Origin of the sequence: Galbibacter sp., assembly GCF_048266365.1 — a bacterium.
In the GTDB taxonomy this organism is placed as follows: domain Bacteria; phylum Bacteroidota; class Bacteroidia; order Flavobacteriales; family Flavobacteriaceae; genus Galbibacter.
Map to the genome: position 1 here is coordinate 32157 of NZ_JBLWZP010000004.1, position 20915 is coordinate 53071.

The 20915-nt window shown below is 38.6% G+C and carries 20 protein-coding genes; 17 read left to right on the forward strand and 3 right to left on the reverse strand.

Annotation, left to right across the window (positions count from 1 at the left end; all coding sequences use genetic code 11):
- Positions 1–119: 119 nt before the first annotated feature.
- The 4 genes from ACN0TV_RS07355 to ACN0TV_RS07370 all read left to right on the forward strand — a co-directional run bounded on the left by ACN0TV_RS07355 (position 120) and on the right by ACN0TV_RS07370 (position 6562).
- A complete protein-coding gene (locus ACN0TV_RS07355) occupies positions 120–3299 on the forward strand; it encodes an efflux RND transporter permease subunit (RefSeq protein ID WP_417361613.1) in 3180 nt (1059 codons plus the stop codon).
- A complete protein-coding gene (locus tag ACN0TV_RS07360; RefSeq protein ID WP_417361615.1) occupies positions 3299–4780 on the forward strand; it encodes an efflux transporter outer membrane subunit in 1482 nt (493 codons plus the stop codon). Before ACN0TV_RS07355 ends, ACN0TV_RS07360 begins: the two co-directional genes overlap by 1 nt.
- 110 nt (positions 4781–4890) lie before the next feature.
- Entirely contained in the window at positions 4891–5778 is an 888-nt protein-coding gene (locus tag ACN0TV_RS07365; protein ID WP_417361617.1) for a helix-turn-helix domain-containing protein, read from the forward strand.
- 124 nt (positions 5779–5902) lie between these two features.
- Positions 5903–6562, forward strand: a complete 660-nt coding sequence (locus ACN0TV_RS07370; RefSeq protein WP_417361619.1) for an SDR family NAD(P)-dependent oxidoreductase — start codon at positions 5903–5905, stop codon at positions 6560–6562.
- Here the strand turns inward: ACN0TV_RS07370 and ACN0TV_RS07375 are convergent.
- Positions 6559–8862: a TonB-dependent receptor gene (locus ACN0TV_RS07375; protein WP_417361621.1), complete on the reverse strand. Its 2304-nt coding sequence runs from the start codon at positions 8860–8862 to the stop codon at positions 6559–6561. The two genes, ACN0TV_RS07370 and ACN0TV_RS07375, sit on opposite strands and share 4 nt — an antisense overlap.
- A 113-nt stretch (positions 8863–8975) precedes the next feature.
- On the opposite strand from ACN0TV_RS07375, the gene ACN0TV_RS07380 reads away from it, so the two are divergent.
- On the forward strand, positions 8976–9635 hold the full coding sequence (locus ACN0TV_RS07380; RefSeq protein ID WP_417361623.1) for an iron dependent repressor, metal binding and dimerization domain protein: 660 nt from the start codon (positions 8976–8978) through the stop codon (positions 9633–9635).
- Between the two features lie 555 nt (positions 9636–10190).
- On the opposite strand, the gene ACN0TV_RS07385 is transcribed toward ACN0TV_RS07380, so the two are convergent.
- A complete protein-coding gene (locus ACN0TV_RS07385) occupies positions 10191–11186 on the reverse strand; it encodes an SDR family NAD(P)-dependent oxidoreductase (protein ID WP_417361624.1) in 996 nt (331 codons plus the stop codon).
- A 36-nt stretch (positions 11187–11222) separates the two neighbouring features.
- Positions 11223–11993, reverse strand: a complete 771-nt coding sequence (locus ACN0TV_RS07390; RefSeq protein ID WP_417361626.1) for an SDR family oxidoreductase — start codon at positions 11991–11993, stop codon at positions 11223–11225.
- A 121-nt stretch (positions 11994–12114) separates the two neighbouring features.
- Between ACN0TV_RS07390 and ACN0TV_RS07395 the strand changes: the two genes are divergently transcribed.
- The 12 genes from ACN0TV_RS07395 to ACN0TV_RS07450 all read left to right on the forward strand — a co-directional run bounded on the left by ACN0TV_RS07395 (position 12115) and on the right by ACN0TV_RS07450 (position 20884).
- Positions 12115–12471 carry a winged helix-turn-helix transcriptional regulator gene (locus ACN0TV_RS07395; RefSeq protein WP_417361628.1) on the forward strand — a complete coding sequence of 119 codons (357 nt, stop codon included), beginning with the start codon at positions 12115–12117 and terminating at the stop codon, positions 12469–12471.
- Between the two features lie 10 nt (positions 12472–12481).
- Positions 12482–13042, forward strand: a complete 561-nt coding sequence (locus ACN0TV_RS07400) for a Crp/Fnr family transcriptional regulator (protein ID WP_417361630.1) — start codon at positions 12482–12484, stop codon at positions 13040–13042.
- Between the two features lie 92 nt (positions 13043–13134).
- Positions 13135–13524, forward strand: a complete 390-nt coding sequence (locus tag ACN0TV_RS07405; RefSeq protein WP_417361632.1) for a RidA family protein — start codon at positions 13135–13137, stop codon at positions 13522–13524.
- A gap of 141 nt (positions 13525–13665) precedes the next feature.
- On the forward strand, positions 13666–14226 hold the full coding sequence (locus tag ACN0TV_RS07410) for a TetR/AcrR family transcriptional regulator (RefSeq protein ID WP_417361634.1): 561 nt from the start codon (positions 13666–13668) through the stop codon (positions 14224–14226).
- A 63-nt stretch (positions 14227–14289) separates the two neighbouring features.
- Positions 14290–15153 (forward strand): alpha/beta fold hydrolase, encoded by an 864-nt coding sequence (locus ACN0TV_RS07415; protein WP_417361635.1) that lies wholly within the window; start codon positions 14290–14292, stop codon positions 15151–15153.
- Between the two features lie 648 nt (positions 15154–15801).
- Positions 15802–16449: a sensor histidine kinase gene (locus ACN0TV_RS07420; RefSeq protein ID WP_417361637.1), complete on the forward strand. Its 648-nt coding sequence runs from the start codon at positions 15802–15804 to the stop codon at positions 16447–16449.
- Positions 16450–16452: 3 nt separating this feature from the next.
- Positions 16453–17211: a LytR/AlgR family response regulator transcription factor gene (locus ACN0TV_RS07425; protein ID WP_417361639.1), complete on the forward strand. Its 759-nt coding sequence runs from the start codon at positions 16453–16455 to the stop codon at positions 17209–17211.
- Positions 17212–17399: 188 nt separating this feature from the next.
- Positions 17400–18323 (forward strand): DUF6268 family outer membrane beta-barrel protein, encoded by a 924-nt coding sequence (locus ACN0TV_RS07430; protein ID WP_417361641.1) that lies wholly within the window; start codon positions 17400–17402, stop codon positions 18321–18323.
- A 93-nt stretch (positions 18324–18416) separates the two neighbouring features.
- On the forward strand, positions 18417–18971 hold the full coding sequence (locus ACN0TV_RS07435) for a TetR/AcrR family transcriptional regulator (protein ID WP_417361643.1): 555 nt from the start codon (positions 18417–18419) through the stop codon (positions 18969–18971).
- A 50-nt stretch (positions 18972–19021) separates the two neighbouring features.
- The gene (locus ACN0TV_RS07440; protein ID WP_417361644.1) at positions 19022–19924 is read left to right on the forward strand and encodes an NAD(P)/FAD-dependent oxidoreductase; all 903 of its coding nucleotides are present in this window, start codon (positions 19022–19024) and stop codon (positions 19922–19924) included.
- 61 nt (positions 19925–19985) lie between these two features.
- Positions 19986–20234: a hypothetical protein gene (locus ACN0TV_RS07445; RefSeq protein ID WP_417361646.1), complete on the forward strand. Its 249-nt coding sequence runs from the start codon at positions 19986–19988 to the stop codon at positions 20232–20234.
- A gap of 11 nt (positions 20235–20245) precedes the next feature.
- On the forward strand, positions 20246–20884 hold the full coding sequence (locus ACN0TV_RS07450) for a class I SAM-dependent methyltransferase (protein ID WP_417361648.1): 639 nt from the start codon (positions 20246–20248) through the stop codon (positions 20882–20884).
- Positions 20885–20915: the final 31 nt, after the last annotated feature.

Sequence of the window (20915 nt, forward strand, 5' to 3'; positions counted from 1 at the left end):
CTCATAGGCTTAAAATTAAGTCTTTAACAGAAGAATACTAGTATGAAACATGCTCCTTTTTAAATGGATAAAAAAGGAGCAAGGGATCGCTAATTTAAAAATCCTAAATAAAAGATATAATGAAATTTAGTCACATATTTATTAATAGACCCATTTTTGCAGCAGTATTGAGCGTGCTCATACTGATTGTCGGTGGATTAGCGTATGTTTCGCTACCGACTTCGCAATTCCCGGATGTGGCACCACCAACCATACAGGTGGTCGCAAACTATCCTGGTGCGGATTCAAAGACACTTTCAGAGACCGTTGCCGGTCCTATTGAAAAAGAAGTCAACGGGGTAGAAAACATGATCTATATGACTTCCCAATCTACAGCCGATGGGAGGGTAACCCTCCAAATTGCATTTGAATTGGGTACTGATTTAGACAAGGCTCAGGTGCAGGTTCAAAATAGGGTTGCTATTGCAGAACCACGTTTACCGGAAACCGTTAGAAGATTAGGAATCACCACCAAAAAGGTATCTCCGGATATTCTAATGGTCGTAAACCTCTTTTCACCCAACCAAACTTATGACCCTACCTTTATTGGAAACTATGCTGTTTTACAAATAAAGGATCAATTGGCCCGTATTAAGGGTATTGGAGATATACAGCTTTTTGGAGCAGCAGAATATGCCATGCGTATTTGGTTGGATCCTGATAAAATATCAAGTTTAGATCTTACGGCAGCAGAAGTTGTAGCCTCTTTAAGGGCGCAAAACGTACAGATCGCCGGTGGTACGCTTAATGCATTACCTTCTGGAAAGCAAACAGCTTTTGAGATTAATATACAGACCCAAGGGAAACTCAATACCATTGAGGAATTTGAAAATGTCATTATTAAGGCAGACGGTAACGGTCGTATTGTTCAATTAAAAGATGTCGGTAGAGCAGAGTTAGGGGCCCAAAATTATGCCACTAGAGGTTATTTGGGTAAAATGCCAGCCATTGCCATGCCAATTTTCCAACAACCAGGTGGTAATGCCTTGGAAACAGCTGCATCTATTCAGGATGCGATGAAGGAAATTTCAAAGAATTTCCCGGAAGATTTTGAGTATAAGATAGCGTATAACCCAACGAAATTTATTCAAAAATCCATCGATGAGGTGTATCGTACGATTTTTGAGGCAGTGATTCTGGTGGTATTGGTGATCTTACTGTTCCTACAATCTTGGAGAGCAGCGATCATTCCTATTTTAGCCATACCAGTATCGCTGATCGGAACTTTTGCAGTGATGCAGGCCATTGGATTCTCCCTAAATACACTTACGCTATTTGGACTGGTGCTTGCCATTGGAATCGTGGTTGATGATGCCATTGTGGTGGTAGAAAACATGGAACGATACCTTAAAAAGGGGTTTTCTCCTAAGGAGGCCGCCATGAAAACCATGGATGAGGTTGGAGGTGCATTAGTTGCCATTGGTCTAGTGCTTATCGCAGTATTCATCCCTACCGCATTTTTGGACGGTATTTCAGGACAGTTTTACAAACAATTTGGGATTACCATTGCAGTGGCGACATCCATCTCTGTTTTCGTGTCCTTAACCTTGAGCCCAGCCATGGCAGGATTACTGATGAGACATGAAGAACCAAAAGAGGTTAAAGACACCTTTATACTTCTTAGACCCTTTGTATTTATAGGAGCAAAATTCAACACCTTTATGAATTTCCTTTCGGATAGTTATGGAAAAGGAGTTCAAAAACTAGTTAGGACTTCCATCATGGTCATGGTGATCTATTTGGGATTAATACTCATTACAGGTTATGAGTTTAATAAGGTGCCTAAAGGATTTATTCCTTCAATGGACCAGCAGTACTTTATCACTGTAATACAATTACCATCAGGATCATCCTTATCTAGAACTGATGAGGTTGTTCAGGATGTTTTAGATCGTTCCTTGGGAATTGACGGTGTAGAAACAGCCATTTCTTTTACAGGTATTGATCCAATATCCTTTACCAATGCCTCAAATGCAGCGGTGGTATTCTTGACCTTAGAAGACTTTGACCTCCGTGTAGATAAAGGATTAGCCTACAATGATCTGTTGGCTAACATAAGGGGGGAATTAGGTGCAGTTGACGATGCCGTAGTGCTTGTTATTCCACCTCCTTCAGTAAGTGGTATTGGTAATGCAGGTGGATTTAAGATGATGGTTCAGGATAGAGCTAATTTGGGTACCGAGGAACTTTTGGAAGCTACAAATGCCCTAGCAATGGCGGCAAATCAAGACCCTATGCTTAGCAACGTTTTTACCTTTTTCAATAACCAAAGTCCACAATTGTACTTGGATATCAATAGGGTAAAAGCTGAGAAGTTAGGCGTAAATGTGCAAAGCGTTTTTGAATCTTTAGAAATCTTTATGGGCTCTGTTTTTGTCAATGAGTTTAATTATTTAGGCAGGACATTTCAGGTAACCGCACAGGCCGATGCGCCTAACCGATTAACACCTGAGGATCTCACCAAAATAAAAGTTCGTAACAGAGAAGGAGCGATGGTTCCTCTTGGTTCTATAGCGACCCAAAGGGATATTTCAGGTGCAGCCAGGATCCCAAGATTTAATATGTATCCTTCCGCTGGAATTAATGGTGACATTGCACCAGGATTTAGCTCAGGTCAGGCTATGGAACGTATGGAACGTTTGGCTGAAGAGGTCTTACCGGAAGGTATTTCATATCAGTGGACAGAGCTGGCCTATCAGGAGAAACAAGCAGGAAATACTGCTGGGATTGCTTTCTTTATGGCTGTAGTGTTTGTTTTCTTACTCTTAGCAGCACAATTTGAGAGTTTGATATTACCACTATCCGTAATTCTTATTGTGCCCATGGTATTGTTGTTTGCGATGATAGGAGTAGACTTAGCAGGATTGGATAACAACATCATGGTGCAAATCGGCCTGGTGGTCCTTGTAGGACTGGCCAGTAAAAATGCCATCCTAATTGTAGAGTTCGCCAAACAATTAGAAGAACAGGGCATGGAACTTAAAGCCGCAATTATAGAGGCTTCGAAACTCCGATTGCGACCAATTTTAATGACCGCTATGGCATTTATATTAGGGGTATTACCGTTAGCTCTGGCAACGGGTGCCGGTGCGGAACTCCGCGTTTCTCTAGGGATAGCAGTATTTAGCGGAATGTTAGGGGTAACCATTTTCGGAGTATTCCTCACCCCTGTGTTTTATTACTTGGGAAGAAAATGGAGTAGATCGTCAGTTAAAGAGACATCAAAAAATGAATTAAACATATTAAAAACCACAACATAATGAACGTTATAATTAGAGTACTTGTGTTATTGCTACTATGGTTAGTTGTTTCCTGTGGTGTGCAAAAAAGGGATTACGAAGTAGTCCTTCCACTTACTGTAAATGATGATTTGTTGAAATCAGAAGTTTCTGATTCTCTATTCAATCAAGCAGACATTGCCATCAGTTGGTGGTCCGCTTTTCAGGATCCTGTTTTGGATAGTCTTATAAAAAAAGCGCAGCGCCACAATTTGGATATCAACACTGCAGTTGCTAACTATCAAGCCGCAAAAGCTTTGGTCAAAGAGCGTAAATTTGACCGTTGGCCAACGATAACAGCCAATGGAGAATATGCCAGAACCCGTACGGGAGAAAGTGTATTTACTCCAGGGAGCAATCCCACCTATAGCACCTATAGCGCAAGCTTGGATGCAAGTTGGGAAGCCGATCTTTTTGGAAGAGTCACCAATAAAATCAAAGGGGCCTATGCCACTAAACAACAGGCCATAGCAGACATGCACGGTGTATACCTCAGTATTTATGCTGAGGTAGCTACCAACTATTTAGCCTTGAGAGGTACGCAATACTTACTTGATATCGCTAAAAGGAACCTTGAAGGGCAACAAGAAACCTATGATTTGACTAAGCAACTAGCCGAGGCAGGTACTAGCAACCAGTTGGATGTATCCAGAGCGCTTGCACAATTGGAGTCCACAAGAGCCAGCATCCCTCAATTAAATGCGCAATTGGAGACCCTTAAAAACAGTTTGAGTGTACTAGTTGGAGAAGTGCCAGGGAGTTTAGATGCTGAGGTTGTATCTCCACAACCCCTACCAAGTTTACCCAAAACGGTATCCTTGGGTAATATTGAAGAATTACTACGAAGGAGACCCGATGTAAGAAGGGCGGAGGCAGCCTTGCAAATAAGAATATCCGAGTATAATATTTCCGTAGCTGATTTATACCCTAAAATTAGCTTCAACGGATCCATTGGATTTTCTGCGGTAGATTTTTCTAATTTCGGTAGTAACTCTTCCTTTACCTGGAGTGTGCTACCAAGAATAAGCTGGGCTGCCTTTAACCTTGGTAGGGTTAAACAACAAATCAATCAAAACGATGCCAAAACACTTGCTGCGCTGAGTCAATATGAGAAAGCCGTCTTAGAAGGATTAGAGGATATTAAGACCGCAATGAGTGATTATGGTTATGAGTTAAAGCGCAGAGAAATTTTAAGAACCTCTTCTCAGGCTAGTGCAGAAGCTGCACAGATTGCAGAGCAACGTTACAATGCCGGGCTGGATAATTTTATTGACTACCTAAGTGCAGAGAACACTTTGTTAGTCTCGGAAAATGCCTTGGCGCTTAGTGAAATTACCTCGGCTACTTCTCTTGTTTCTATCTACAGAGCACTCGGCGGCGGATGGGAATTACTGAGCCCAGAGGATCTGGATGGCAAATTTAAGACTATGAAAATTACTGAAAATGAATTGAATGACAATTAATAATGTAAGTGTTGGAATATAAATAAGACCAAGAAAGAAGATTATTTGAATGTAAGTGTGCAAGTCACAGGAATAAATAGGGAACTAATAATAAGATGTAAGCATTTTTAATGATTCAGACCAAAATTCCAATTTTTGAAACCTTTAATGATTTTTACCAAGGTATTGGCTTAGAACATCAAAGCCAAATACCGGACTTCGATATTGTAACTATCGAAAGTTTAGAACCTTCTGCAAGGAGGTGTATGCCTCCTTACAGACAAGGGTTCTACCAAATAGCGCTCATGAGTAATTATGGGAATACTGAGTTTAATCTCAATACAGATTTACTTAACTTAGAAGGTTTTCCTATGGTGTTTGTCGTACCCGGACAGGTGTTTTCCTGGGTGCGTGACAAACGTTTGACTGGGTACTTTATGATGTTTAAGAAAGAATTTCTAGGAAATTCTTTCTCGGATTTGATCAGTGATTTTCCATTTTTGAAAATCTCAGAGAAAAACATGCTCCTGCTCACAGAAGAGGAACACAAATCGTTGATATTTGATATGGAACGGATGTATTCTGTTTCCAAGAACCCACACCCTTACCAAGGGAAGATGTTGGAAGGAATGCTAGCTTCTTTATTGTATTATTGCAAGGCAATTTTTGAACGAAGTAAAAGCGAGGAATATCAAATGTCCAGATCACAGATCATAGCTAATAAGTTTGAGGTACTGGTAGATAAGATGTATGTAGACACCAAGAATGTCAGTACTTATGCTGAGGCATTGAATATCACGCCAAATTACTTGACAACCACGGTGAAGAACCTGACAGGTAAGAGCGCGAAGGATATCATAAATGAGCGCTTATTTACAGAAAGTAAAAGTTTGTTGAAGTACTCGGATCTAGATATCGCAGAGATATCACACCGATTAAATTTTGATGAACCTACGCACTTTGCGAGGTTCTTTAAAAAACAATCGGGTTCAACACCTAATCAATTTAGAAAATCATAACTTGTAATACAGTACACTATGAGCAAAAAAGGAACCATTAAACAAACCAACCATTAAGACTAAGAATGTATATCGTTATGGACAAGCATTTGATAAATTTGTAAATTAAAACATGGGGAGTGTTATGGAAGAAAAGAGAATAGCTCTGGTGACAGAGGCGGGAAATGGTCTCGGTAAAATGATTGCCGACATTCTGCTCAATCATAACTATAAGGTTATTCTTGCAGCAGCGGGAAAGAGTTATGAGTTACTTACAGAACTGTATATGGGTGGAGAGGATTGTAAAGTTGTAGAGGTGGATTTCACCTCTGATAAAAGTTTATGTCAATTAAAACACCTATTATATTCCTATTACGGAAAGTTAGATTTGTTGATCAACAACGCTGAGGTCGTGAATGGTTTTGGACAGAAAATTAATCAAATCGAACTGGAGGATGTAAAATACCTCTATGAGGTTAACTTTTTCGCGGTGCTACGGTTAATTCAACTTACAAAACCCTTGTTGGAGAAAAGTGAAAATCCAAAAATTATTAATGTCACAAGCGCCTTAGGTGATGTCAACAAAATGAAAGACAAGAGCTTTTGCTACTCAGATTACAGCCTTACCGCTTATGCGACTTCCAAAGCGGCCTTAAACATGTATACCCTATTACAAGCCAAAGAATTTAAACCTTCTAAAATCGCCATTCATGCATTTGATCCTGTTGTCCGCAAATACTGCACTTATAATTCTGTAGTGATAGGAGAGGATGTACGAAATGAGTTTATCGACTTGATTTCCTAATCCAAATGCCATCGAATACCAATAAATCCTCGAATTCCTTGATTTGGGCCATATACGTAGGAGGGGTCAAAGGTTAATCCATATGGATTTTCAGCAGTTGGAAGCGCATTTCCATTGGAATCAAACACCACATTTTTATCGAATGGATCATGCGCTCTGGCAATGATAAAGGGATTGCCTTTAACTGGCGTCCAGTTCAATAAATTTTTCACCCCACCGTATATTTCCACGCCATCTCCTAAACCTTTGGTGAGTTGAATGTTTTGGATACTCCACCAGGGTGATTGGGATTTTCGAGGATCTGTTGCACTCAAGAGTGGTAATCGCATGGGGCCGTAAAGATTTCCAGTGTAATCAACTTTTAGATTCAAGTTATCTAAAGAATAACTAGCGTTCCACACTGCTGTAAATTGTTCTGTAAACAATTGACGACTGCGCTTTGATTGTTCTACACTGTGTACATCCATGAGCGTTGCCCCTGCTAAGATTTTTAGTCCATTGGCCAATACCAAATTTGTATTTACGGATATTCCCTGTGATACGGCGTAACCATCCAGATTATCGTATATTATTTTATTGGGATCACTATCGTAATCTGCGATAATCTTGTTGTCAAAATAGGTGTAAAATAATGTGGCGTCCAATTGCATAAACGTTCCTTGATCCATGTAGAATTTTTTTACAAAATTAATATTGGTATTCCAGGATTTTTCAGGCTGTAAATCACTTAAAAACACTACAGATCGTGCTCCGGTTAAGGCAGCATGATCTTCAGTAAATACATTGGCCACGCGATATCCATTACCAATACCTATTCTGAGAATGTTATTCTTGTTTTCAGAGTTCCACTTGTAGTTTAATCTTGGCGTTAAGATACTACCGTGAATAGAATTGTAATCATACCGCAACCCTATTAGTAGTTTGTGATTCGGGTGCATGGTGATTTCATCTTGTACAAACAATCCTGGTAGATGGGTATGGTTGGGATTATTAATCTCCAGATCACCTGCGGAAGCTGTTGCCGGTGTGTTGTCATCATAATAGGTATATCGATAGGTTAATCCAGTTAGTACATCATGCCTACCCATGCTCTTATTCCATGTTAACTGGGCAAATCCAATTTTTTGATCTGCTAGGTATGGAACATCTCCATAGACGCTATTTTGGTTGTGCCCGTTAAAGCTAAATTGAACGAGTAAATTTTCACGAAAGGGGAGCTGATAATTTCCAAAAAGCTCCCAGCGACTAGTGTATATACTTTCGCCATAAATTTGATCGCCACCTCTATAGGCTTTGGACCAGTTCATCTCACCTCCCCATCTATCCTCATACACATAACGAGCAGCAAAAGAAAATTGACGATTATCTTTTCTGTAAATATGCCATTTATTGAATACCGAAATACGGTCTTGTAAGGTGACATCGGTAAAGTTGTCGCCGTTTTTGTCTTCGGGATTTTGATACCTAAAGTAATTGACCCCTAGCAGCGATGCAACCTTGCTGTTTAATTTAATCTTGGAAGCAATATCTAAATTGAACTCGCCCCAACTGCTTCCGAAACTGTCGACCGTTAATAGCGGGGTGCCGGAGGGTCTCTTGGTGATAATATTGATAAGTCCGCCCACCGCTTCACTGCCGTAAAGTGTAGAAGCCGGACCTTTTACAATTTCTACTCTGTCAATTAATGCTTGTGGAATACCACTTAGACCGTAAACTGTTGCCAATCCACTGACAACTGGCATACCATCTATAAGAACCATGGTATAAGGACCTTCTAGACCATTGATGTGAATATCTCCGGTATTACACACATTACAATTAATTTGTGGACGCACACCGTTTACATTCTGTAAAGCATCAAAAATAGAAGCCGACGGATTGCTCTTAAAAAATTTTGCAGCATATACTTCCACTGGGACGGGACTTTCTAATTTAGATACCTCTTTCATAGTAGCCGTAATAACGACTTCATTCAATGCTGCATCTTCTTCTTCTAATTGTACTACTAAGGGGAGGTGCTCATTCACGCTGAGTTTAACCGTTCGAGCATTGGTTTTATAGCCAATCGAGGATATAATAATCCTATATTCCCCTGGAGGAATGTTCGCTATGGTAAATGAACCCGCACCATCAGTCGCACTCCCGAATCCCGTGCCTTTAACACTGATATTTGCGAACTCTAAGGGAGTTTTCTGGGAGCTTACCGTTCCAGATACCGTTGCCATTTGAGCAGATAGTGTATGGGAAAAGCACATACTCATGAACAAATAGGCTAGTTTCTTAGTGAAATAAATTTTCATACAAGTTTATATTAGATGTACAAAAGTAATAAGTTAGATCAATCTAACAAATAAATTTGATGCTTTTAATTATTAGTAACAATTCATCTTGTCACAATTCTTATATTTGTTATATGAATTCATTAGTTGAAGAGAACTATCTCAAAGCCTTATTCTTATTATCCAATGCTGACGGAGAGGTTAGTGTAAATGAACTGTCTAAACATTTGGATATTAAAATGCCAACAGTCAGTAGCATGATGAAGAAGCTTTCCGATAAAGCACTCGTTGATTACGAAAAATACAAACCTGTTAAGTTAACAATCCAGGGCAGGGTCGAAGCAGCTCAAATTATCAGAAAGCATCGCTTAACAGAAATGTTTTTAGTTGAGGTTATGGGCTTTGGATGGGAAGAAGTGCACGAAATAGCCGAACAAATCGAACATGTTAATTCGCCACTTTTTTTTTCAAAAATGGATGAGATCCTTGAACATCCAACATACGATCCTCATGGTTCTCCTATCCCTGATTCGGAAGGTAATATTCCTGGAAAAGAATATCGCCAACTCAGTCTATACAATGCTGGCGATACTGTAAGATTTATGGCGGTTGCAAAATCGTCGGACGACTTTTTAAAGTATCTTAACACCAAGGAACTAACCTTAGATACGAAGCTTACAATAGTAGAGGTTGAACCTTTTGATGGTTCAATGAGCGTATCCTATAAGGACAGGTCCGCAGAGATCCTCAGTAAAGTGGTTTGTGATAAACTTCTGGTTTTCCGGACAGATTAGCTGACTGGTAGATTAAATTGTTTTAGAATCAACATACAGTGTGTGCGGTTTTAAGCAATTGACCTAAAACTACCTCATATATTCAATATTACGCTCAGAAAAGCATTTTCCAGAAGCATGTGAGAGTTCAAGTTAGTGTGTTGATTAAATTCTTGAATTCAAACAACTTATCTTCGATTCTAATTAGTTAATCTTTTGGTTCGCCACGCAGTTATCTCAAATGTGACAGACACTGTCTGTCGTTTTAGAAAGCTGTTGTAATAACATTCACATATTCCGCTATGTCTAAGCCTGTTAAAGGCGTAATTTATCGGATTTAATGGAGTTCCACAGATCGCAATGGTAGGACCATTTTCTCGGTGATATCTATAGTGTAACCCATATCAATTTTTCTGTCGTTAAAGCATGAACTACTTGTCACGATTCTATAAATCTTACGGTATCATCAGCTAAAGCTAATAGAAAGCCGAGGATACCGTAAGATGAATTATAGTTGTTAATCCTTAAAAACTTAAAGAAATGGTTTGGATATAAACTATGTTATTTAGAGGTAGATTAATTGATTTGTAAATTTATACCAGTCATTTTTTCAGATAGATTCCACAATTGTTTCGCTTTGTCCCGCTCAAGAGAATAGGCCCTTACCCCAGTAGTGAAACCTTGTTCAGTTGCTAATTCTGCAATATCATTATCTTCGAGATAGACACCTCCCGTGTTTGTCAATAAGGGACTTGTTGCCGCCCATATCGTAGTAGCGGCTCCTTGAGGGATAGTTTTTAATGAATCTATTACCTCGCTAATGGGTTCACCGTCTTTATCATAAAATCCGATTTGCTGTAATGTTTCAACGGATGCCTCTCGAGCAAGTTCTGTCCCCCATATATTACCGGGGTGTATTACAAACGCCCTTACTCCAAAGTCTTTAGAACGGTTATCCAATTCGACTGTGAGTAAATTCAGAGCAGTTTTTGATTGCCCATAAGCGGAAAGTGATTCGTATTCTCTTGTTTCAAAATTTGGATCCTCAAAATCGAATGGAGCAAATTGGTGACCTTGAGATGAAATATTAAGCACTCTCGCATGATCTGCAGCCTTTAAGGCATCCCATAAGTTTGCCGTCAACTGAAACACTGCTAAGTAATTTGTAGCCAATTGAGATTCTATACCTCGATCATTTCTACGCAGTGGGACGAACATAATCCCTGCATTATTGATGAGTAAATCCAATGGACGATTGGTCGCTAAAAATCGTTTTGTAAAGCTATTGATGGAATCGGAGTTCATTAAATCTAATTCTTCTAACTCTACATTGGGGACGTACTGAAGATTATGTTTAGCTTTTTCGATATCTCGAGCAGGTACAATTACGGTTGCCCCAGCATTAGCTAATGTTTTTACCGTTTCCAATCCTATGCCAGTGCTTCCTCCAGTTACTATAGCCACCTTTCCCTTTAAGTCAATTCCGCTAATCACCTCAGTTGCAGTTGAGGTGGCGTTAAAGCCAGAACCAAGAGGCTTCTGTAATTTCCCGTTATAATTGTTTTGTATCATTTTATTGTTTTTTAAATGCATGGTTATTTTTAAATATTATTTCATCAGACTAATATTGGTCATGCCTCCGTCAGCAAGTAACTCAGTTCCGACTATAAATTTTGAATCTTCAGAAGCTAAAAAAACTGCGGCGTTACCTATATCAGATGGATGACCCGGTCTTCCAACAGGTATGAGATCTACCCAGGTTTGAAGGACTTCATCCAAAGATTCTGCTGGGATCATTTTATCAAATGCCGGCGTTTTAATGGTACCAGGAGATAGAACATTTACCCTTATGTTTCTATAAAGTAAATCAAGAGAAAGACCTTTCGCCATGGAAATCACTGCCGCTTTAGCTGCCCCGTACACCGTCATTCCGGGAGCAGCTCGGTGTGCAGCACTAGAACCGATAAGGATTATGGAAGCACCATCTTTTAGATACGGTAGTGATTCTTTGACCGTAAAATATGCACTTTTCAGATTTAAGTCCATATAGCGGTCAAAGTGGTCTTCGGTAATATCGGTAATGGATTCCATTGGAACTCCATCTACCACACCGCCAGCATTAACTACCAGTATATCGATTTCTCCGAATTTATCAGAAGTTGTTTTGAAAATATGTTCTAATTCTTCACCTCTATTAATATCGCCTGACAAAGCTAAAAAACCCGAATTCAATGACTTCAAAGCCTTATTTAATGTGTCCTTGTTTCTACCTGTGATAGCACCTATTGCACCTTCTTTACTGAAAGCTTCTGCAATACCGTACCCAATACCGCTATTGCCTCCTGTGATGACGGCTACTTTATTCCTAAGTTTGTTCATGTTTTGCTGTTTAATGTTATTAACTCTAATTTGTTTATGGTACAAAAGTATACCCTATAAGTTATTTTTAGTAACTTAGTGCCTATTAATAACCGTAACATCGGTGTAACCTAGTAACATTATGGAGTGCGAAAGAGATGATTTCGAGAAGGAATATAAACGAGAAATGATGGCTGTTCAAGATTCTATGGACGTTTTAAACGGTAAGTGGAAAATCTCCATTATTTCATCGATTTGCTTTTACAATAAGAGGAGATTCTCTGATATCTCCAAAGACGTTGTAGGGATTTCTAATAGGATGTTGAGTAAAGAATTAAAGGAATTGGAGTTTAATCAACTGATAAATCGGACTGTCCTTGATACCCAACCCGTAACGGTACAATATGAACTCACTGAGCACGGCAGATCATTACAGACGATTATAAATAACCTTACCGCCTGGGGAATTGAGCACCGTAAGAAAATTATTGGTAATTGATATAAGGTTCATGGAACATCTCAGAAAACACATCGAAGAAATTCTTCCACTAAGTGAAGAAGATTTTTCTTTTATTGCGTCTCATTTTACTGCCCAACCTTTTAAAAAAAGCGATTATTTAATCCGCGCTGGAGAAGTGGTTCCACAAATATTTTTTGTAGTCTCTGGACTGTTGAAACTCTATTATACGGATGAGTTTGGCAAGGATCACATCCTATCCTTTCCGAGAGAAGATTGGTGGGAAACAGATTATCTCGCATTTAATACTAGTACTAGGGCAAAAATCAATTTACAATGTCTCGAGGATTCTGTTATTCTCGGTATAACTTTAAAAAACTATCAGAAGCTTTGTGCACAACTTCCTAAAATAGAGCATTTCTTTCTTGAAAAAGCAACCTCAGGCCATATCGCTTCACAACAGCGTATTTTATCCCTTCTAAGCTCCACTGCGGAAGCAAGATATGAACAACTACTAAAGCGATATCCATCATTGTTACAGCGGGTTTCAAAAACTTTACTAGCGTCTTACCTTGGAGTTTCCCGAGAAACATTAAGTAGACTATCCTCTTGAACCTCCTTGCCCTGTGATTTTGTGATCTACATCACAGGTTCCAGCATTCTCTTTTCCGGAAATTTGTGATTCAAAATAAATTAAAAAAACAAATGGAAAAGAGAATAATAAACCCATGGAAGTGGCAGGATGAGCGTAGTTATAATCAAGCTGTAGAAGTTAAAAATGCAGAAGGCACTTTATACGTATCGGGACAAACAGCCATAGATGACAATGGACAATCCAGCGATGCGGACATGAAAACACAATTGGAGCTGGCCATTAACAACTTAGAAAAAGTAATCGAAAGTGCAGGTTATGATTGTAAAAACATCGTACGATTGAATATCTACACCACGGCTACAACTGAACTGTGGCCACACTTTAACATTCTTCAGGATTGGATTCAAGGACATCAAATCAAACAAGCCCTTACACTTTTAGAAGTCGTAAGCCTTTTTGAAACTTTAAAAGTAGAGTTGGAGGCAACGGTAGTTAAATAATAAGCGGAGTAAGGGAATTTTTTAATAGACAGGGGGTTACCAACGCGGCCCCTTTTTTAGAGCTTAGAGTAGCTAAATCGTATTTGAGAATGTCTTTACCGATCGTTTGGTAAATAATAAAATATTTTATATATTTGCCTTATGAGACCACAAAAAGCATTAGATAAGGAAGTTATTTCGGGGTTAACTAAAGTGTTTTCGTCTAAGGGATATGAAGGGGCAAGTCTTCAGGATCTTGCAAATGCTTCGGGCCTTAAAAAGGCAAGTTTATATCATCGCTTTCCTGAAGGAAAAAGGGAAATGGCTGATGCTGTTTTAGGTCATCTTCATACGTGGGTTCAAGAGAACGTCTTCGATATTTTAAATGATACCCAAACAAAGCCTGAGCTGCGTTTACGAACTGCCATCGAAAATATCGGTGTTTTATATGATGGCGGAAGTCGAACTTGCATTTTTAGAGCACTTTCAATGGAAGCGGGAATTGAGTTATTTGGTGAGCAAATAGAAAGTGGTATGAAAGCTTGGGTTACAGGATTCGAAAAAATAGGACTGGAATTAAAACGCTCTCCGGAACAGGCCAAGGAATACGCATTGCAGACCCTAATTGATATTCAAGGAAGTCTTATTTTAGTTAGAGGATTGGGTAATACCGGGATTTTTGAAAAAACCCTCATGAACATATTGAATAGATATTTAAAGTAAAAAAATTTGCACAATAATATTACCGAACGTTCGGTAATTCTTAATATTTTAAAATTTTAATTCATGAAAAACACTAAGTTTAAACAAGAAAATGTAGATGGCGTAACCATCGCTTATCGTGAAGCTGGAAACGTAGAAAATCCAACAATTGTACTTTTCCATGGGTATCCTTCTTCTTCTCATCAGTATAGGAAAGTATTAGATCAATTATCCGACAAGTATCATTTAATCGCACCGGATTATCCTGGCTTTGGTCTAAGCGATTTCCCTGATCCAAAAAGTTATGATTATACTTTTGATAATATAGCAAAGACAATGGATGCATTTTTGGAAACTAGGGGTATAAGTTCCTATGCTATTATGATGCAAGATTATGGTGCTCCCGTTGGGTTTAGAATTGCAACTGCCCATCCCGATCGTGTCACTGGAATTATCACCCAAAACGGAAACGCATATCTCGAAGGAATTGGAGAAATTTGGAAAGGTATAAAAGCTATGTGGGCTGATCGTAATGAGAAAACAGAAGGCGCCTTATTATCGGCCTTTACACTGGATGGATTAAAATGGGACTATACTCATGGGACTAAAGATCATGAGAAAATCAATCCTGACTCCTGGCATCTAGATTTTCTAAGAATGCAGCGACCCAATGCCCATAATGTAAATTTGGACTTATGGTATGATTACCAAAACAATTTGAAATTGTATCCAAAATGGCAACAGTTTCTAAGAGACTACCAACCTGCAGTACTGGTTGTATGGGGTAAAAATGATGAGTACTTCCCTGAAAGTGGTGCGGAAGCATTTAAGAAAGACGTTAAAAATCTTGATTACAATGTTTATGATACCGGACACTTTGCCTTAGAGGATTATGGAGATGAAATTATTGAAAAAATCAGAGTATTTATGGGTAGACTTATTACGTAATCTATGAATTTTGTTCATATACCAACTGAAATTTCTTTTGAATTAAAGCAAGTCTAAATCCATCGTTTTTGGATCCATTTATTGATCCCGGTTCTTGTATACAATATGTTAACCAAATTCGTATAGAATTATTGACAGGACCATGTTTGTTTATGGATCCATATCAAAATTATCACAACGATCTCAATTCGCAGATATTGTTAAATTCATTATTCAAAATGTGAAGTCCATCAAATTATGTGTCCAGATGAAATGAGGATGTTCTATTTTTGACCCATGAGCAGTCCAAAACAATTTAGTTTAAAATACCTACTAATTTTTTTCTTCTCGACCCTGACCTATGCCGTGTGTCAAATGCTATTCAGTAATATCTTGTTGAAGGAAAATCTGTGGAATAATTTTCACATCCAATTACTGGCACATTATGTTGTGGTCATAACGATGTGTCTTGCGGATTATAGACTGGTTTTGTTGCTGAACAAACATTTGCCATATGCCAAAAATATATTCTTACGTGTATTGGCAGAGCTCTTAGGTCTTGTTGTAATTTGTATTGGGCTTTTATGGATTTTTAATTTTATGATATACGAAGTACTTCATATTTCTGAAGCGGGTTTACCATCATTTCTTATAAAATTTGCACTTGTTATGACCACTAACATTCCAATACTACTAGTGTTTGAATTGATTTACTATTTTCAGTCAGAACAAAAAGCAATTGCAGATTCAGAAAAAGCCAAACGTGAAGTTTTGTCTTTTCAGCATGAGACCCTTAGAGCACAGATGAATCCGCATTTTTTATTTAATTCTTTAAATGTACTTTCATCTTTGATTTACATGAATCCAGAAAACGCTAACAAATTTACCAAAGCACTTTCCAAAACATATCGCTATGTGTTGTCTCTTAATCGACAACCACTGGTAACTGTGGAGGAGGAGCTGGATGCCTTGGACTCCTATATCTTTATGATGAAAATGCGATTTGAAAACTCATTTTCCTTGGATATACATAAAACCCCGGGATCGGAGCAAAATAAGATTATACCACTGACCATACAACTGCTCATTGAAAATGTTTTCAAACACAATAGCGCAACGCAAGAGCAACCTATTCTTATTAGCATCCATTGTTGTGAAGACCACCTTATTGTTGAAAACAATATTCAACTATCCACCAGCGTTGAAAAAGGGGGAATAGGCTTAAAATACCTGAGCAAGCAATACGAGTTGTATTCCAAAATAATTAGGGTAGAGCAAACAGCTGAATCCTTCACAGTACGAATCGCATATATTTAGAATATGGAATATTTAATAGTGGAAGATGAACGGTTTGCCTATGCGGAGCTCAATCGAATGATGACAAATTTGCGACCTGAATATGTGTTGGTTAAGCGAACCATAACCGTTACAGAAACGATAGAATTCTTAAAATCAAATACTATTGATTTCATACTTATGGATATTCGCCTGGCCGACGGCAGTTGTTTTGATATATTCAACCATGTTGAGGTTTTAACTCCCGTTATATTTACCACGGCCTATGATGAACACGCCATCAAAGCCTTTAAACTCAATAGCGTGGATTACCTCTTAAAACCATTTGATGAAAAAGAACTCGAGGGAGCGTTAATTAAATTCGAAAACCTCTATCAAAACTCCCGTAAAGCTACTTTGGATCCCAAACTGCTGGAACAGTTAGTTTCCAATAAAACCAAAAACCGATTTTTAATCTCCAAGGGTGACTATTACCATTATGTTGAAACCAACGCTATTGCTCATTTCTATAGCGAACAAGGCGTGGTGTTTTTACATACCTTCCAAAACAAACGCTACATAGTCAATTATACCCTGGACCAACTCGAACCACAATTAGATCCACAACTATTTTTAAGGGTATCCCGTAATTGTATAGCACAGTTAAAAGCCATTGAAAACGTGGCCAAACATTTCAACAGCAGATTAAAGCTAAGCTTTTCCCCTGAATGTCCGCACGAAGTACTAGTGAGTCGCGTACGAGTTCCTGTTTTTTTAAAATGGATGGACGGTGTTGTTGACTAAATACAGTACAGGGGTAATGGACAGGTTTCTAAGTCAGTAAACATCCATGGCTCAAGAATTTCATTGGCCCATGTCTAAAATCCATCTAGAGAATTCTCAACTCCATGGTTAATCACTTTTCATTGCCTTGCATTGGTTGTTTTTTTGTTTTTTGAATTCGTATCACACACAAAACAAATTACAAAGCAATGAGGATTATAGCAATAATTATAGTGACACTTTTTACTTTAATATTAAGCGAAAATACAGAAGCACAAGAGCTCTCTGTTCGCACTGAATACATCGGAAATTCTGGGTACTATTATCTGCCACCGGGAGAGAAACCAAAAGAGAAAATTGGAGATGCAGAAGGATCTGCCATGATTTATCGCGGATCAGTGAAAATCCCACTATCGGTGAGACAAGACGCGTATAATCGTCCACAGCTCTGGGGAATGGGAATCAGTGGTGCCTATGCGAAATTCAATAATGATCATTTCACCCAAGAGATGGTTTCAGAGATTATGAATCTGGAACTAGGCTTTTATCACGCTCGATCACTTAGTGAGGAATGGTCACTTAAAGCCAGTTTGGGAATGGGAGTTTTTATGCCTTCCACCGACCTTTCAGGACTCAATTTCAGAAATGTGCTCTTTAGCGGTGGCGTTGTTTTTATCAGGCACTTAAATCCCAATTTGGATATTGGGGGTGGCGTTGCCATAAACAGCTCTTTAGGATACCCGATGATTTTTCCTGCCATCTTTGTCCGGTGGGAACTTCAAGGAAAATACGATGTGAACATTGAATTGGTTGAAGGTTTAGACGCTTCTATTAGTTATGATTTTAATGAGAAGTTCACTTTGGCCTACGCCGTTGAAATGAATGGACAGGTTGCTTTATTAAAGCGCAACTGTGAAGATATGATATTTTCACACCAGTATATCGTAACCGGATTCCGTCCTGAATTTAAAATTGGAGATTCTGGTTTTTCTGTAATGGGTATGGCGGGACTAAACCTATATCGACCTGCATCTTTTAGTGAGCGGAGCCTAAAGGGAGTATTCTCCTCCGATAATGATTATTACTTCTCAATCTCACCTTATGTTTCTATTGGCTTAAAAATGAAATTTTAAAACACTTATAATGAATTAGATAAAATAAATATGGAAAACAAATTTATTAAAATGTCACACTTTTGAGAAATTATTTTACCTTTGTCTTCTGTTATGAAAGACACAAAAGCAAGAATATTGGACTCAGCCATCGAGATCTTCGGTGAGGATTTGTCTGCCCCTTTGCAAAAAGTAGCGGATAATGCCGAGGTCACCAGAAGAACATTACACCGCTATTTTTCGGATCGTAATGAGCTTGTTGCAGTATGTAGACAGGAGATAGAATCTAGCTGTAAAAAAGCAATGCTGACAGCCATTCAAAGTAGTAATGATCCTCTTGTTCAATTGGAATCGATGCTTTATGCCGGAATTCATTGTGGAGCAAAATATGCGTTGTTCAAAAGGCTTCATCAATCAGAGGATCATCAGCATACCCCCGAGAACAGAAATTGCGCGGACTATGATTCAATTTTCAAGGCATTTCACAACATCATTACCAAGTTACAGCAACAAGGTAAGATCAACCCTGAAATGTCTTCACAGTGGATTCAAGTGCTCCACTTAGGTATTGTGGAGAGCTCGGTCAATGCAAAAGCGCATACAGCAAAAAGTGAAGAAGAAATAAAGAAGCTTGCCTGGATGTCTTATTTAAAAGCGATAAGCCCATAAAAAAATTTACATTAACATGTCTCATATTTGAGACAAAACAACAAAAAGCAATGAAATTAAGTTATGAAGTAATTATTGTTGGCGGAAGTTACGCTGGCCTTTCGGCGGCCATGGCTTTAGGCCGATCTTTAAGAGAAGTATTAATTATCGATAGTGGCTCAGCCTGTAATCGGCAAACCCCGCATTCTCATAATTTTATTACCCAAGATGGTGTTGCTCCGGCTGAGATTACTGCTTTGGCTAAAGAACAAGTGCTTCAGTACAAAACGGTGGATTTTGTCAACGACCTCGCTATAGCCTCCAAGGAATCGGATGATGGTTTTATTGTAACCACCCAGTCCAATATCAAGTTTTCAGCCAAGAAACTCATTTTTGCAACAGGACTCAAGGACCTTATCCCTGATACAAAAGGTTTCCAGGATTGCTGGGGAATTTCAATAATTCATTGTCCATATTGCCATGGTTATGAGTTCCGAAACAATAAAACAGGGATCATGGCTAATGGTGATCGTGCCTTTCATTTGGCATCTCTAGTAAATAACCTTACAGATCAGTTGTATATCCTTACCACCGGTAAATCAGATTTCACCCCAGAGCAACGTCAAAAATTGAATAAAAACAGCATCTCAATTATAGAGTCCGAAATATCAGAAGTAATACATCATAAAGGCTACATTCAAAAGGTGGTTTTTGGCAACGGAGAATTGATGGGCTTTGATGCTCTTTACGCTGGATTTCCTTTTAAACAGCATTCCGGTTTACCTGCTTCTCTTGGTTGTGAACTAACCCAGCATGGGTATATCAAGGTTGATGAATTTCAGAAAACAACCAAAGAAGGAATATTCGCCTGTGGCGATAATTCAATTATGATGCGCTCGGTGGCTAATTCAGTGGCTAGTGGAAACCTTGCCGGGGCAATGGCCAACGCAGAATTAACCAAAGAACAATTTTAACTAAAAATCGCGAAATTCTCCCTCTATAATATATGATTTAGGGGGAGTAATTCACACAATTATGATGATAGAAGTATTCACTACCGATATTCCGAATATCACATTGGGAAATCGAATGGTTAAAAGACTTAAACACTGTAATAGCCATTTGGAAATTGACTTTGATATTGAACGTTCTATTGTGGATTATCCTAAGGATCATAGTATTTTACGAGTGGAGGGAGAACTGTTTGATACCTATCATATTATTTCCATCGTAAAGGAAAATGGTTATAAATGCCACATCCTAAAAGATGAATTAATTTCTTAACCGTAGGCATCATGGAGGAATTTTGGGAACAAAACTTTAAAGACAAGCAACGGATGTGGGGAGAAGAGCCTGCAGAGGTGACTTTTGGGGTTAATTCTCTTTTCCAAGAGCACAACTTCAAAAATGTACTTGTCCCAGGTTTTGGATATGGAAGAAATGCCAAAATATTTATGGAAAATGGTATTGATGTTACGGGCATAGAGCTATCAGAAACAGCCATTTCAATTGCAAAACAAAGCATCGAGCGCAGTTATAAGATACATCACGGATCTGTAGTCAATATGCCTTTTGATACTGAAATGTATCAAGGGATTTACTGCTATGCATTACTGAATTTACTCAATGCATCTGAACGAAAGAAATTTATTCAAGATTGTTACAATCAACTTGTAGTTGATGGGATCATGGTCTTTGTGACCCTTTCCATTAAAGATCACAGATATGGGAAAGGGAAGGAAATGGGTAAAAATAATTTTCACACCAAACACGGTATAAGCTTGTTCTTTTATGACTTAGATTCCATAGCCGAAGAATTTGAACCTTTTGGCACATATAATGCTGTGGAAATCAATGAGCCATCTATAAACACTGGAGCTAAACCGTCTGAAAAATTCTGGAAAATTAGCTGCAGGAAACCAAAAGAACTTTGACCAGTCTGAGCTTGGATACATTACCCTCTAA